Below are 14,058 nucleotides of genomic sequence, written 5' to 3'. Positions count from 1 at the left end.
ACACTTAAACCATGAGTAAACGGCGCACTCCCCTAGCCCCCGCAGAAGTCGCAACCGGCGGCATTCTGGCGGGACTGTCGATTGCACTCGGACTCGCAGGAACGGTCATACCCGTGCTCTCCATCTTCTTCACAATCGGGTCAACAATCCCGATTGCGATGATCACCGCCCATATGCGCCCGCGCGCCAGCCTTGGCACCGCTCTCATCACGATCTTGATGTCACTGGCAGTCGGCGGTATCCAAAGCGCGCAGACCGTCGCTCAGGCTGTCGCCGTCGGCCTTGTTGTCGGCTACCTCGCGCGCAAAGAAGCCCACCGCGCTTTCGTTTACGGCGTGGCACTGTTGCTTGGCATCGCAGGCGGGGCCCTCACATGGCTCCTGCTTCTTGTACTTTCTGAATCGCGGAACCTCGTCCTTGAATCACTGCGCACAACGACCAACGGGTACATTGCCCTGATCGGGAAGATTCCCGCGCTGGCACCACAAACGGACGCCGTTCAGGCAATCATCAACACCTGGATTGAGCACTGGTACTACTGGATTCCACCCCTTGGAGCTCTTGGCATTTTTGTGTTGACGCTAGTTGCTCACTGGCTGACGATGAAGGTTCTACGTCGTATCACGATTACTGCGCCGTGGGATCCGTTGGTGGACACGGCAAACCGCGAGCGCACTGACACCCCGACTACCCCCGACCCGTTCCCTATTTCATTGCGTGATGTCACCTTCACCTACCCGGGGTCTGATACTCCGGCTTTGCGAGGGATCACCCTCGATATCAGTGATGGCTTCACGGTGATCGCGGGCCCGAACGGATCCGGCAAGTCCACCCTCTCCCTTGTCCTCGCTGGCGCGCAACCGACAAGCGGGCAGGTGATTCGACCTGGTGGTGTCGGTTTGGGGGACGAGGCCGGAACTGCTGTTGTCGCTCAACGTTCTGAGTTGCAGTTCCTCGGTGACACGGTGGCCGAGGATATTGCATGGGGAATGAGTGACGATGAGCGTGCTTCGCTGGACCTTCCCGAGCTTCTTCACACTGTCGGTTTGGAGGGTCTTGAAGATGCTTCTCCCCGACGTTTGTCCGGCGGTCAGTTACAGCGCCTATCTTTGGCTGGTGCTCTTGCGCGTAAGCCTCGCGTGCTCATTTCCGATGAATCCACGGCGATGATTGATTCGCCTGGCCGGCGCGAGCTTCTTGAGGTTCTGCATGGTCTGCCCGCTTTAGGAACGTCCGTCATTCATATTACGCACGATGCAACCGAAGCAAGTAGTGCTGACACGCTGATTCGTCTGCGCGATGGGCACATCGATACTTCTGATGCACCCGACCCTCTTGAAGATACGTACTCGCAGGTCACACCTGTTATTGAGCGGAGCATTGCAGTTCCTCAGCCCTATCAGGGCGGGTCAATTGACCACCTGTGGGTGAAGAATGTCGGGCACGCCTACGATGTTGGATCCCCGTGGGAAAACACGGTTCTCAGTGACGTCTCATTTATTGTTTCGCCCGGTCAAGCACTACTGATCACCGGCGAGAACGGGTCAGGCAAGTCCACCTTGGCACGGATTCTAACCGGGTTGATGCGACCAACGTGGGGCGAGTGCACGCTTGGTGGCTCCCCTGTTTCTCTTCGAGTGGGTGACGTCGGGTTAGCGCGACAGTTCGCGCGCCTACAACTACAACGTCCAACGGTCGCAAAGGATATTTTGGCGGCCGCGAAAGTGGGTGCAGCTGTCGGCTCGTCCGATTCGGCTCGCCGCCACCGAGGCGCCTCGTCGACTCTGGTTGATTCTGACCAGCTTGTCGCTAAAGCCTTGGCCGAAGTGGGACTGCCCGGCGACCTTGCATCGCGCAACGTTGATGATCTTTCCGGCGGTCAGATGCGTCGCGTCGCCCTGGCGGGAGTGTTAGCGTCACACCCGAAAGTGTTGGTGCTAGATGAACCTTTCGCTGGGCTTGATGTCGAATCGCGACGCTTGCTCAGTGACGTGTTGAGAAAGCGGAGAGCGGACGGGCTTGGGCTGATCATCATTTCGCACGATACGGATGAGCTGATCGATCTGGTCGATAATCACCTGCATCTTGCCCAGGGGGTGATCCGATGACGCGCGCGCGTTCACGTAAGGCACATCGCCCCAGCGGATTCACTCTGCCCCGCCCGCTTCCATGGACGTCGCCTCTGACGCGGACCAGCCCGGAAGTCATGATCGTCTGCTGGACGGTACTCACATCGTTCCTGCTCGTATGGCCGAAGTGGCCGACGCTTGGACTGGTCGCTATCCCCCTAATCCTGGCAACCGTGATCTCACGCGTTCCACCGAAGGCCGTTCGCATTCCCCCACTCTGGTTCTGGTCGGGCGTGATCGGCGGATTCATTGGCGCGTCGATCGGCGGAGGTTTCTGGGTTTTCCTGCGACTCTGCGTGCTTGCTCTGCTCGTGTTATGGGGAACGTACCTGCTGGCGTGGACATTCTCTACCGCGCGCCTCGCAACTGCGTTGTCGCACCTGATCTATCCACTGAAGTGGATTGGTGCTCCCGTTGATGAGTGGGCTGCGATGATGGCACTCGCCCTCAAGTCGCTTCCCATATTGGGCGATCAAGCATCCGCCGTCGTAGACACTGCGCGCCTCAGGATGGGCAACGATCTCATGCGAGCATCGTTTACGACGCTAGTGAAAGCCGGGATCGACATCATCACGGCGTGCCTATCGGCGGCATCGCGAAGCGCCGTCGACACGGGACGCGCAATGAGTCTTCGCGGTGGCACCCTGTTCACCCGCGGAAAAGGCAGTCAACTGAACTGGCCAGACCTCGTCGTCATCCTCATCGTCGTAGCCGACGTTACGGGAATTGTCGCAGCGCACCTGCTGGTGTGATACGCGCGTGCACGCCCCGATATTCCAACATAATTGGACAGGAAGTATCTTCCATTTGACGTGCACACACTTTTGCCCGTAATCTTTTCAACGCACGCGCGAGTGGCGGAATAGGCAGACGCGCACGGTTCAGGTCCGTGTCCCAGAAATGGGGTGGGGGTTCAACTCCCCCCTCGCGCACCACGTGTTTCTTAGCTGAAAAGCTATCTTCGGCAGATTTGCCGGCACCCCCTATATTCACCCTTGGGTGAAGTACATCCTCTTTTCTTCCCTTCTTTTTCGTTACACCCGAGGTTTCCCTGCGGGCGCAGATGAAGTTCGCAGACGTCGACGGTCTCGTCAATCATTCACGTGGCCACGCACACCGGCGTACCCCTACCACTAAAAGTGGGCGCGAAACCAATTACATGACATGCCCCATGAAAGTGCCCGCGATAGCACTTTATTGATGGGGGTGGGGTAGCGTTAAACGCGTAGTTACACAGTTTCATTGCAGTACCCCACGTTTTTCCAAGTGTTTTTCGTTGTGTGTGCAGGAGGTTGGGTCACTATGCCGTCGCCGAACTCGGCACGGTACGACTGCTCCTAGTTCTTTCCTTATTGCTTGGGGCGCACACAGATTGGAAACACCCATGACCACTGGTGTTGTGAAATGGTTCAACGACGACAAGGGCTTCGGCTTCATCACTCCCGATGATGGCTCCGCAGACGCTTTCGCTCACTTCTCAAACATCGTTCAGGCGTCTGGCCGTCGCACCTTGATCGAAGGCGAAAAGGTTGAGTTTGACGTCACCGCAGGTCCGAAGGGCCCGCAGGCTGAGAACATCCAGCGTCTCGGCTGAAACTCTACGTTTTCACTTCACTGCTCGGCGCATACTGGCGTGATCGGTAGCGATCATCGTGATCGCATGCTCGCGCACAGATAGCCGAAACAGGACAGAGGATCCCCGAGCTTTACAGCTCGGGGATTGTTGTATGCACTTTGGCCTCACACATGCTTGGCAGGCCGTAGCTTTGCGTCAAAGATGTGATGTCAGGCTCAACAGTGGAAACGTTTCCGACACTTTGCTAAATTAAATGGTGCTGGACGAGGTTAGTTCCTCGGTAGCGAAACTGACACATTGCCGTGCGGGGCATGTTCAGTGCTTCGCATAGCGCTGAACAAAGGAAACCACCATGGCTCACATCGTCAAGTCTGAAATCTCCCGCGCCTCTTGGCAGACCACCGCTGATGTCACCGCTCTGGTCGTCGCAGTCGTCATCCTCGCAACCCTCGGTATTGCAGGCGCCCTCGCCGCATCTTCCCCCCTCTCCGTTGCAATCGCAGCGCTGGTCGGCCTGACTGCAATCCTGTTCGTTCCCGCAACCTACGCAATCTCGCAGCAGCAGAACGAAACTCTCTGATAGGTAATTCGGGGCGCGCAAAGAGGCGCGCCCCCGCATAGTCGCGCGACGCCAGTTCGTCGCGCTTTTTGTTTGCCTTCTTCCGGCTCGTCCGCATTCCGCTTCTCTAGAACCACTCTTCAACTTCCCTGACACACGTTGCTTCCCCGGCGCCCGGCTTCCCCATTCACGTCGCGTCGCTCGCGTAAGCAGATGCGCAAGGTGCGCGAGCAGATTGCCGGTACGCCTGACGCCGATTGACGAGGCCACGCTCGCCCACACATCTCGATTCACCGTTGGTGGCGCGCGACGGGTGGGGCCGATGCCGATTAGTCTTCTTCGCGACGCGTGTAGTTGGCGAAGCGCGCCAGGTGTCCTTGGAAGAGCGCAGTGATCGTCTTCGTTGCGCCCGCACGGTGTTTGACGACATGGATTTCTGCTTCGCCCGGACGATCGTCTTCGTTGTAGTAGTCGGGGCGGTGAAGCAGCATGATGATGTCTGCGTCCTGTTCCAGTGATCCGGATTCACGCAGGTCAGACATCATGGGGCGCTTGTCGGTTCGTTCTTCGGACTTACGGTTCAACTGGGCGACTGCGACGACGGGAACGTCGACTTCCTTCGCCAGAAGCTTGAGGCTTCGCGAGATTTGCGAGACTTCCTGCTGACGCGATTCGGCTTTGCCACCAGTTGTCATCAGCTGGAGGTAGTCAACGACGACCAATCCAAGGTTCTGTTCCTGCTTGAGTTGACGGCACTTTGAACGAATTTCCGTCATCGTGATGTTGGCGGAGTCGTCAACGTAGAGGGGAGATTGTGCGACCTTGCCGATGGTGTTGGCGACCTTGCGCCAATCGTCATCGTTCATGGTGCCTTTCTGCATCTTTGTCAGTGGTACGCCGGATTCTGCGGACACCATACGCATGGCGATTTCTTGCTGGCTCATTTCGAGCGAGAAGATCAGTGACGTGATGTCGTGCTTGATTGACGCCGAGCGACAGAAGTCCAGTGCGAATGTGGACTTACCCATTGCCGGTCGGGCTGCAACGATGATCATCTGACCACCCTTGAGGCCCTGCGTCAGGTCATCCAGGTCGGTAAAGCCGGTGGGCACACCGAATAGATCGTCGTTCTTTTGAATGGCTTCAAGGTGTTCAACCAGCGAATTCACCATCGTGTTCATCGACACGTAGTCGGTGGATGCACGGTCGGTAGCGACGGCGAAGATTTCCTGTTGAGCCTGATCGACAAGCTCATCAATTTCCGCGCCTTCTTCGGAGTATCCCAATTGAACGACTCGCGTTCCGGCACTGACCAAGCGTCGCATAATGGATTTTTCGCGAACGATGCGCGCGTAGTAGCCGGCGTTGGCGGCAGTAGGAACCGATGCCATCAATGTGTGCAGGTAGGGCCTGCCACCAATTTTTGTCAGAGTGCCATCGTGCTGGAGCTTGTCAGACACCGTGATGGGATCGGCAACCTGGTTTTGTCCGAAGAGTTCAACGATCGCATCGAAGACAATCTCGTGTTTCATCGAGTAGAAGTCAGATCCACGAATCTCTTCGGTGACATCAACGATCGCGTCAACGGTCAGGAGCATGGAGCCAAGGACAGCAACTTCAGCTTCGTTATCATGCGGTTGGACGCGATCAAACTCTTCTGCCACTGCTTCTCCTTACGCCAGTATCGTGATACTTCGGTGTCTCGCGAGCATAACCCCGCATGGACGTTCTGCCCACTCTCAAGGTGAACTTGAATGGGGATAACGTGCGGAAAAGGTGTGGACAATACAGCGTGTTATCCACAGCATGGTGTGGACAGTATGTGGATAGTTTTACTTGTTGAAGAATGCTACACAAGTCTTTTCGGCGCGATTTACCGAAAGCAATGGTATACGTTGTCCACAGATATGTGCACAGATTGTGGAAAACAAAGTGAAGGAAAAATAGTGGACGACACGCCCAAAGGTTCATCGAACTCTCAACCCCAACTTGAGGCTTCGGCGGCACTGTCTTCACCCTCCACACCATCCGACCAAAAAGCCGAAACCCCCTTCAAAAACGGCAGGATCCAACCCCATAAATACCGCAGTATTACGCGGAAAATCTTCACTTTAGCAATCCCCGCTCTCGGTTCTCTCATCGCCGAACCCCTATTTACTTTCATCGACTCTGCAATGGTGGGAAACCTGGGAACACAGCAGCTCGCAGGGCTTTCCGTAGCCTCCCAGATCCTGCAAACAGTCATTGTTTTATTCGTTTTTCTGGCGTATTCCACAACTTCATTAACAGCTCGGGCGCTCGGTTCGGGGGATAGAGCGCACGCTTTTGCACAAGGCATGAACGCCACGATTTTGGCGCTGGGGCTAGGCATCCTCTCCACCGTCGCTCTCATTGCCAGCGCGAAGCCCCTTGTGGGTCTGTTGACCCAAGATCCCGAGGTCTCCCATCAGGCGACCATGTACCTGATCGCGTCAGCTCCCAGCCTGATCGGCACCCTGGTCGGATTCGCCGTAGTCGGAATGTTGCGTGGCCTTCAGGACACGCGCACACCGCTGATCGTCACCGCTGTCGGCACACTCGTCAACATCGCCTTGAACGCGACGCTGATGTACGGCTTCAAGTTGGGTGTCGCAGGCTCCGGTATCGGCACCTCGGTTTCATTGATCGGCATGGCGAGCGCGTATGTTGCGATCCTCTATTCGCATGCTCGAGCCGAAAAGATCACCCTTCGCCCCGACGCCTCAGGCATCGCGCACGCAGCGATTGAAGGCGCCCCACTGATCGTCCGCGGTGTTGCTCTGCGCGTCGCTGGACTCGCAACGATCTGGCCGGTGTCCCATCTTGGTGCCAGCGAAGTCGCGTCCTACCAGGTGGTCCTGACAATCTGGACTCTCGCATCTTTCATCCTTGATTCGTTAGCAATCGCTTCGCAGTCCCTCGTTGGGTTCGCGGTCGGCAAGGGGTCCTCGTCCGAACTCCGTGAGCTCCTTAAAGTACTGACCATCTGGGGTCTTGGAGTGGGCTTCATCCTGACCGTGCTCATCGCGTTCTTGTCCCCTTGGCTTCCCCTGACATTCGGTTCGGACCCGGTGATGCATGAGCTCGCAAAGTGGGGACTGGCCGCGTCCGTGCTTGGTTTCCCATTCTGCGGTGTGGTGTTCATGCTTGACGGCGTCCTGCTCGGCGCTGGTGACAACATGTTTTTCGCGATTGCGGGTCCCCTCCAGCTGGCCATTCTTCTGCCCGCGCTTGGAGTTGTCGAATACCTCAGGCAGGCGGGCGCTGCCTCGTCGACCATCGTCGTGGGAGTCTGGCTGGCCTACGCCCTCGTCTACCTGGGTGCGCGATTCGCGGCGAACATCTGGCGCACCTGGTTTTCCGAAGGCGGGCTCTTGCGTTCAATGTCAGCTACCTCATAGGTGATTGACGAGGCCCGGTAAAGCACTCACATCGCAGGAAGTGAGTGACACAGCACTACCTGACTCCACTAGCGCGCGGACTCATTTTGACGGTAATCTTGAGTCTTGGATTGTCGTTGCACCAGTAGCGACTTTCCACGCGTTTGCAACCCGCAAATGCACACGCATTACCCTCCTGTCACGGACCGTCCGTGACCGCAAAGACCACAGGAGGTGGGATTAACAGTGCGTAACTACGAACTGATGGTGATCCTCGATCCTTCGATCGATGAGCGCACCGTCGCCCCCACGATGGAAAAGTACCTCGCACCCGTCACCGCAAACGGTGGCTCGATCGAGAACATTGACGTCTGGGGCAAGCGTCGTCTTGCATACGACATCCTCAAGCGCTCCGAAGGGATCTACGTTGTCATTAACATGACCACGACTCCCGATGTCGCGCTCGAGCTCAACCGCCGCATGGGTCTCGACGAGACAATCCTGCGCACCAAGCTCCAGCGCCCCGACGCTCACTGAGTTCAGTTCGATTTTCCACCACCGTCATTAGGAGTTGACATGGCACGAGATACCCAGATCACGATCGTCGGTAACCTCACCGCTGACCCCGAACTTCGTTTCACTAACAGCGGCCAAGCCGTTGTCGACTTCACCGTTGCTTCAACGCCCTCCCAGTACGACTCAAAGTCTGGTCAGTGGCGCGATGGCAACACCCTGTTCATGCGTTGCTCCGCATGGAACGAGTTCGCAGAGAACATCTCCGAATCGCTCCGTAAGGGCATGCGCGTCATCGTCCAGGGCAACCTGGTTCAGCGCAACTTCGAAGACCGTACGGGTGCTCAGCGCACCGTCGTTGAACTCCGCGTCGAAGAAGTTGGCCCATCCTTGCGTTGGGCCCGCGCCGAGGTGACTCGTCAGGAACGTTCCGGCTCCGGCCAAGGACGTGGCGGATACCAGGGTGGAAACCGTAACGCCGGTCAGTCCGGTAGCGGATACGTATCGAACCAAGCCAGCTACAGCGCACCTCAGGGTGGCGCGAACGATGATCCGTGGGGCACTTCCCAGGGTGACTCGTTCGGCGAACCCCCGTTCTGATTGGTGGCCCACGGGCCCACATCAGACACATAGACATCACATGAATTGGGCGGAACATTCCGTCCGGATCCAAGGAGACCATCATGGCGAAGCCTCAACTTCGCAATAAGCCCATCAAGAAAAAGGCCAACCCGCTGAAGTCGGCCAAGATCGAATCGATCGACTACAAGGACACTGCGCTTCTGCGTAAGTTCATCTCTGACCGTGGCAAGATCCGTGCACGTCGCGTCACTGGCGTTTCCGTCCAGGAGCAGCGTCGCATTGCCCGCGCAGTGAAGAACGCCCGCGAAATGGCGCTTCTGCCCTACTCGTCGACCGGCCGCTGATTCGGGGAAGGATACTTATTATGGCTACCACTAAGCTCATCCTCACCCACGATGTTGCCAACCTTGGCAACGCAGGCGAGGTCGTCGAGGTCAAGGCTGGCTTCGCACGCAACTACCTTGTTCCCCGCGGTTACGCGACCAAGTGGACGAAGGGCGCACAGTCGCAGATCGATCAGATCGCAGCTGCACGTCGTCGCCACGAGATCGCAACTGTCGACGATGCTCGCGAACTCCGCGACGTCCTTCAGGCAGCAGAGCCCATCACCGTTTCCGGCAAGGTCGGCCAGTCCGGTCGCCTATTCGGTGCAGTCTCGGCAGCTTCGATTGCTGACGCCGTCAAGGAACAGCTCGGTAAGACCATCGATCGTCGTCGTGTCATCATCGCAGCCCCGATCAAGTCCGTTGGTCAGTACACCGTCTCAGTGAACCTCCACCAGGAAGTTTCCGCGAACCTCAAGGTCCGCGTTGTCGCTGAGTGATTGGCATCCGCCGGTTGTTTACTTGACCGCTGAGTGAGTGAAGTAAACAGCCAGCACATAGCGGTGGGGCCCTACCAGTTGGTAGGGCCCCACCGCTGTTTTACCGGCTAGATGCTTGGACTACGGATTATCCGCAGGCTGCTCAGAATTCTGCCCATTGTGACCGTTCTGACCGCCACCCTGGTTCTGTCCGGAATTGTCAGTCCCGTTCTGGTTCTGCTGATCGGTTCTCGGAGTTGCAGGGGCAGGAGTCTGCTCCGTGGTCTGCCCCTGGGTGTCATTCGACTCAGTGGTCGAGTGCTCCGAAGTTTCAGTCTGAGGAGCTTGCGCACCACTCTGGCTCATGTTCTGTTGATTCGACTTGCGTTTCGGTGCAACGTACCAAGAGAAGGTCTGTTGGCTGAGCGTCGACGAAATCGCCGACATGTATGTGTTCCACACGGTCACAGGCCAGTCACCGCCGTGGAACTGGTCCAAGCCACCGATATTCGCCAGCGACACAGCGTTGCCTTCTTCGTCCGACTGATACATCGAAACAGCGGTCACCAATTCTGGAACGAAACCAATGAACTGGGCTGAAAGCTGGTCATTGGACGTGCCCGTCTTACCTGCAGTCGTAAAACCTGGCAGAGTGGACGACACCGTTTCAGCCGTACCACCCGAAGCGGTCACGGCCTGAAGAGCCGGCATAATTGCCGACACATCGGTTGACGAGAATGCCTGGCGAGCTTCAACGGTCGTCGTAAATATCGTGTTATCCGCTGAGTCAGCCACGGAACGAACGATGTGCGGGGTCATGCGCTGTCCGCCATTGGCGATCGTCGCGTACGCACTTGCTAGATCAATATTGTGGGGTGATGCGAAGCCAAGCACGTTCAGCAGGCTCGATTCCAAGCCGAGCGTAGATTCGGGAATACCAGCATCAATGGCTGCCTGCATCGTGGAAGCCGGACCAATATCCTTGTTCAAGGCGACGAACGAGGTGTTCACCGAATACTCGGTTGCAGTGATCAGATTGATCTTGCCGTAAGACACGTTCGCATTATTTTGAACGGGTTCGGGCAGCCCGGGGAACGACTGCGGAGAAGAACCGCTGTATGTGTCGTAGACAGATCCGCCGGCTCGCGCATTTGCGATGAGCGCAAACGGTTTGAAGCTGGAGCCGGCCATCGCGATATCCTGCGTCACAGCGTTCTGCTGACGAGCCAAGTAGTCATCGCCACCAAATTCAGCAACAATCTCACCCGTTGCAGGGTCAATGGACGACAGGGCAACGTGCATTGTCGCCGGATCCCAACCACTGACCGACGACATCGTCTGAGCGGCTGCAACCGCCTGATCCTGCTTCGTCTGATCGATGGTGGAGGTAATCTTCAAGCCACCCTCGTCGAGGCTTTCCTCCGTGAAAGCGCCCGTGGCGAGCAGTTCTTCCTTCACCTGCTGAATCAGATAGCCGTTGGGACCACTCATTGATTCAGTCTCCAAAGTTGCGGGGTCGATGGTTTCAGGGAAGGTTGCCTCATCAGCTTCCGCCTGCGAAATCCAGCCATCTTCGACCATGAGGTTGAGCACGCGCTCCCAGCGAGTCTTCGCCTGGTCTGCATCAACTGCAGGATCCCACGCGGAAGGCGCTGGGATAATGCCCGCAATCATTGCTGCTTCACTTAACGTCATTTCAGCAGCCGAATGACCGTAGTAAGCCTTTGCTGCCGCTTCAATACCGTATGCGCCACGACCAAAGTAGATCGTATTCATGTAGTTTGCCAGGATTTCGTCCTTGGACTGTTCACGATTGATCTTGATCGCCAGGACCGCTTCTTTTGCTTTACCTTTGTACGAGGTGGTTTCGCCCGTGTAGTAGCGCTCAACGTACTGCTGAGTCAGCGTTGAACCACCCTGACGTGAACCCGTTGTGACGTTGTTGAACAGGGCGCGAGCAATACCCTTCAAATCAACGCCCGAATTGGTGTAGAAGGTCCGGTCTTCCGACGCGACAATTGCCTTGCCGACATAGTCAGGAAGCGTGGTCGTATCAATGATCTCGCGGTTCACTTCACCAAGATCACCGAGCTTGGTCGTGCCATCCGAATAGTAGATGCTCGTCTTTTGAGCGAGCGCCAAGTCAGATGCGGCAGGAATCGTCGCACGTGAATACATGTAAAGGAACAGGCTCGCGCCAGCAATCACCGACAGCAAGAACGCGAAAACAATGGTCAGGCCAATGCGTCGACCCCACCCGGACTTCTTCTTCGCCACGGGTTTTGATTTGGTTGACTGGCCTCGTGACTGAGCGGAAGCCGAAGACGCAGAAGCCGGGCGGGCGGTGGCAGAAGTGACCGGAGCAAAATACCCCTGGCTCGCCTGCGCGCCCACCGAACGACGCTGAGGCGGTTGAGGCGCCTGCTTGGGTGGCTGCGACTGACGCTTACGGGCCTTCGCTACCGCTTCACGGTCGGCCACTTCCTGCGCGGCGCGACGCTGACGCGCATAATCAGCGCGCTTCGGCAGAGGTGAGCCCGGGTTATGACCGGTGGATTGTGCCACGGTTGAGCCTTTCGTCGGACAGTTCTACCACCAGCCTAGGCAGAAAACCTGAGAATCTGCGTGAAGAGTGACGGGGACAACCGAATCATCTTGAGTCTCACGCGAGATAATTCGCGCCCAACAAGAAAGGTGATTGCCCCCGTCACATGGAAGATGGAATCCCTGAGCTTTTGGGCCGAGGTTGCACAGTGAAGAGATGCAGGTGAGACCTCGTAGTTCGCACACTCAAACAGCAACTAGGGCGAAACTTAATCCGCTGATGTTGGCACTGTCTCATCTGCCAACTCAGATTGTCGCTTCGCTTTCGCAGCAGCTTTCTTTGCTCGCTTTTGCGCAACAAGCGACTCCCAGTGCGCCTGCTGAGCCTGATATTCCGCTGCAATCTCGCGGATTTCTTCCGAAGACCACCAGTCGAGCAAAGCTGCCTTTGCCGCCTCTTCACCCATCGGGCCGTTCTCCAGACGCAACTCCATCAGATAGTCGCGCGCGAGCTTGACCGCACGTGACGGACGCAATCCCAGGATTTCCATAATCTGGTCACCATCCAAGTCCGGGCGGATCGCGTCCAACTCTTCCTGCTCGCGCAGAGCAACGATACGGTTTTCCAGATCGTCGTAGGCGCTTGACAGCATCATTGCCTTACGACGATTACGCGTTGTGCAGTCAGCGCGAGTCAGACGATGAAGACGTTCAAGCTGGTCACCCGCGTCAGTAACATAGCGACGAACTGCCGAATCGCTCCAGGCTACTTCCCCGTACCCGTGGAAACGCAGGTGAAGAGACACGAGTTTTTCAACCGCCTGGGTTGTCGCCTTGTCGAACTTCAGAGCGCGCATACGCTTACGCGTCATCTTCGCACCCACGATTTCGTGATGGTGGAACGAGACGGTCCCGTTCTTCTCGAAAACGCGCGTATCGGGCTTGCCCACATCGTGCATCAACGCCGCGAATCGGAGGATGAAGTCGGGGCCGGGCACTGGACCATCCGGGCCGGTCTCCAACGCGATCGCCTGGTCGAGGACGGTCAGAGTGTGCTCGTAGACGTCCTTGTGGCGGTTGTGCTCATCCACAGTTTCCACCAGCGCGGCGAGTTCCGGCAGGACAATCTTGGCAACTCCCGTGTGAACCATCAATTCGAGGCCACGCCTAGGCCAGTGAGAAATGATCAGACGTTGCAGTTCGGCGCAAATTCGTTCTGCTGACACGATTTCAAGACGGGACGCCATTATTTCCATCGCATCCATGACATCCATGTCAACGTCGATACCTAGTTGAGCGCTGAAACGCGCAGCGCGCATGATGCGGAGCGGGTCATCATCAAAGGACTGCTCAGCTGTCACCGGCGTACGCAGGCGCGAGGCCGCGAGGTCTTCCAAACCGTTGTGCGGGTCAACAAGCGTCATGGACGGCAGACGCATCGCCATCGCATTCACGGTGAAGTCACGACGGGTCAGGTCGCCTTCCAGAGTGTCCCCAAAGGCAACTTCTGGTTTGCGTGAACCGACCTCGTACGAATCCGTACGATACGTGGTGACCTCGACGACCACATTCTTACGGCGTCCACCGATCGTTCCGAATTCCTTGCCGATATCCCATACGCCGTCGCCCCACATGGCCAGAAGTTCTTCGGTCTTATCTGGGCGCGCAGACGTTGTCAGGTCAAAATCATGCGGGTCCACACCCAGAAAGGCATCGCGAACCGGACCGCCGACTAGGGCGATCTCTTCTCCTGCATCTTCAAAAACGCGTCCAAGCTCAAGAATCTCCGATGGCAAATTGGCGAAGGCATTTCGAGCATTCACCATCAGCGATGGAATATCGCGAGCAGAGATATCCGCATATACACGTGCGTGAGGGCGCGAGTTAGGCTGATTCGAAAGTGTCGTCTTTTCACTCATCACCCCTAAGCGTGCCACGTTTTGGCGGGAAACTGC

At 57.0% G+C, this 14,058-nt stretch carries 12 protein-coding genes and 1 tRNA gene; 10 read left to right on the top strand and 3 right to left on the bottom strand.

Annotation, left to right across the window (positions count from 1 at the left end):
• Positions 1–11: 11 nt before the first annotated feature.
• The 5 genes from G5S47_RS00160 to G5S47_RS00140 all read left to right on the top strand — a co-directional run bounded on the left by G5S47_RS00160 (position 12) and on the right by G5S47_RS00140 (position 4,285).
• Positions 12–2,108: an ABC transporter ATP-binding protein gene (locus tag G5S47_RS00160; RefSeq protein ID WP_179370096.1), complete on the top strand. Its 2,097-nt coding sequence runs from the start codon at positions 12–14 to the stop codon at positions 2,106–2,108.
• Positions 2,105–2,881, top strand: a complete 777-nt coding sequence (locus G5S47_RS00155) for a CbiQ family ECF transporter T component (RefSeq protein ID WP_219585569.1) — start codon at positions 2,105–2,107, stop codon at positions 2,879–2,881. Before G5S47_RS00160 ends, G5S47_RS00155 begins: the two co-directional genes overlap by 4 nt.
• 96 nt (positions 2,882–2,977) lie before the next feature.
• Positions 2,978–3,064 (top strand) — tRNA-Leu (locus tag G5S47_RS00150).
• A gap of 449 nt (positions 3,065–3,513) precedes the next feature.
• Entirely contained in the window at positions 3,514–3,723 is a 210-nt protein-coding gene (locus G5S47_RS00145; protein WP_006680620.1) for a cold-shock protein, read from the top strand.
• Positions 3,724–4,057: 334 nt separating this feature from the next.
• Entirely contained in the window at positions 4,058–4,285 is a 228-nt protein-coding gene (locus G5S47_RS00140) for a hypothetical protein (protein WP_006680619.1), read from the top strand.
• Between the two features lie 308 nt (positions 4,286–4,593).
• Here the strand turns inward: G5S47_RS00140 and dnaB are convergent, their stop codons facing one another.
• Positions 4,594–5,928: a replicative DNA helicase gene (gene dnaB, locus G5S47_RS00135; protein WP_006680618.1), complete on the bottom strand. Its 1,335-nt coding sequence runs from the start codon at positions 5,926–5,928 to the stop codon at positions 4,594–4,596.
• Between the two features lie 90 nt (positions 5,929–6,018).
• Between dnaB and G5S47_RS00130 the strand changes: the two genes are divergently transcribed.
• The 5 genes from G5S47_RS00130 (at position 6,019) to rplI (ending at position 9,580) form a co-directional block, all read left to right on the top strand.
• Positions 6,019–7,683, top strand: coding sequence for an MATE family efflux transporter (locus G5S47_RS00130; RefSeq protein ID WP_103632860.1), 1,665 nt, complete (start codon positions 6,019–6,021; stop codon positions 7,681–7,683).
• A 225-nt stretch (positions 7,684–7,908) separates the two neighbouring features.
• Entirely contained in the window at positions 7,909–8,199 is a 291-nt protein-coding gene (gene rpsF / locus G5S47_RS00125) for a 30S ribosomal protein S6 (protein ID WP_006680616.1), read from the top strand.
• A gap of 39 nt (positions 8,200–8,238) precedes the next feature.
• Complete coding sequence (locus tag G5S47_RS00120; protein ID WP_006680615.1) at positions 8,239–8,775, top strand: single-stranded DNA-binding protein; 537 nt, start codon at positions 8,239–8,241, stop codon at positions 8,773–8,775.
• 83 nt (positions 8,776–8,858) lie between these two features.
• The gene (rpsR, locus tag G5S47_RS00115) at positions 8,859–9,101 is read left to right on the top strand and encodes a 30S ribosomal protein S18 (RefSeq protein WP_006680614.1); all 243 of its coding nucleotides are present in this window, start codon (positions 8,859–8,861) and stop codon (positions 9,099–9,101) included.
• Positions 9,102–9,121: 20 nt separating this feature from the next.
• Entirely contained in the window at positions 9,122–9,580 is a 459-nt protein-coding gene (rplI, locus tag G5S47_RS00110) for a 50S ribosomal protein L9 (protein ID WP_006680613.1), read from the top strand.
• Between the two features lie 120 nt (positions 9,581–9,700).
• Here the strand turns inward: rplI and G5S47_RS00105 are convergent, their stop codons facing one another.
• Together G5S47_RS00105 and G5S47_RS00100 are read right to left on the bottom strand one after the other, a co-directional pair.
• On the bottom strand, positions 9,701–12,124 hold the full coding sequence (locus tag G5S47_RS00105; RefSeq protein ID WP_006680612.1) for a transglycosylase domain-containing protein: 2,424 nt from the start codon (positions 12,122–12,124) through the stop codon (positions 9,701–9,703).
• Between the two features lie 248 nt (positions 12,125–12,372).
• Positions 12,373–13,929, bottom strand: a complete 1,557-nt coding sequence (locus G5S47_RS00100; protein WP_050998782.1) for a CCA tRNA nucleotidyltransferase — start codon at positions 13,927–13,929, stop codon at positions 12,373–12,375.
• Between the last annotated feature and the right edge of the window lie 129 nt (positions 13,930–14,058).

This window comes from Schaalia turicensis, from assembly GCF_019380255.1.
GTDB classification, from domain to species: Bacteria; Actinomycetota; Actinomycetes; order Actinomycetales; family Actinomycetaceae; genus Pauljensenia; species Pauljensenia turicensis_A.
Note: the sequence above shows the minus strand (reverse complement) of the source record. Positions and strands in the feature narration are given on the sequence as shown.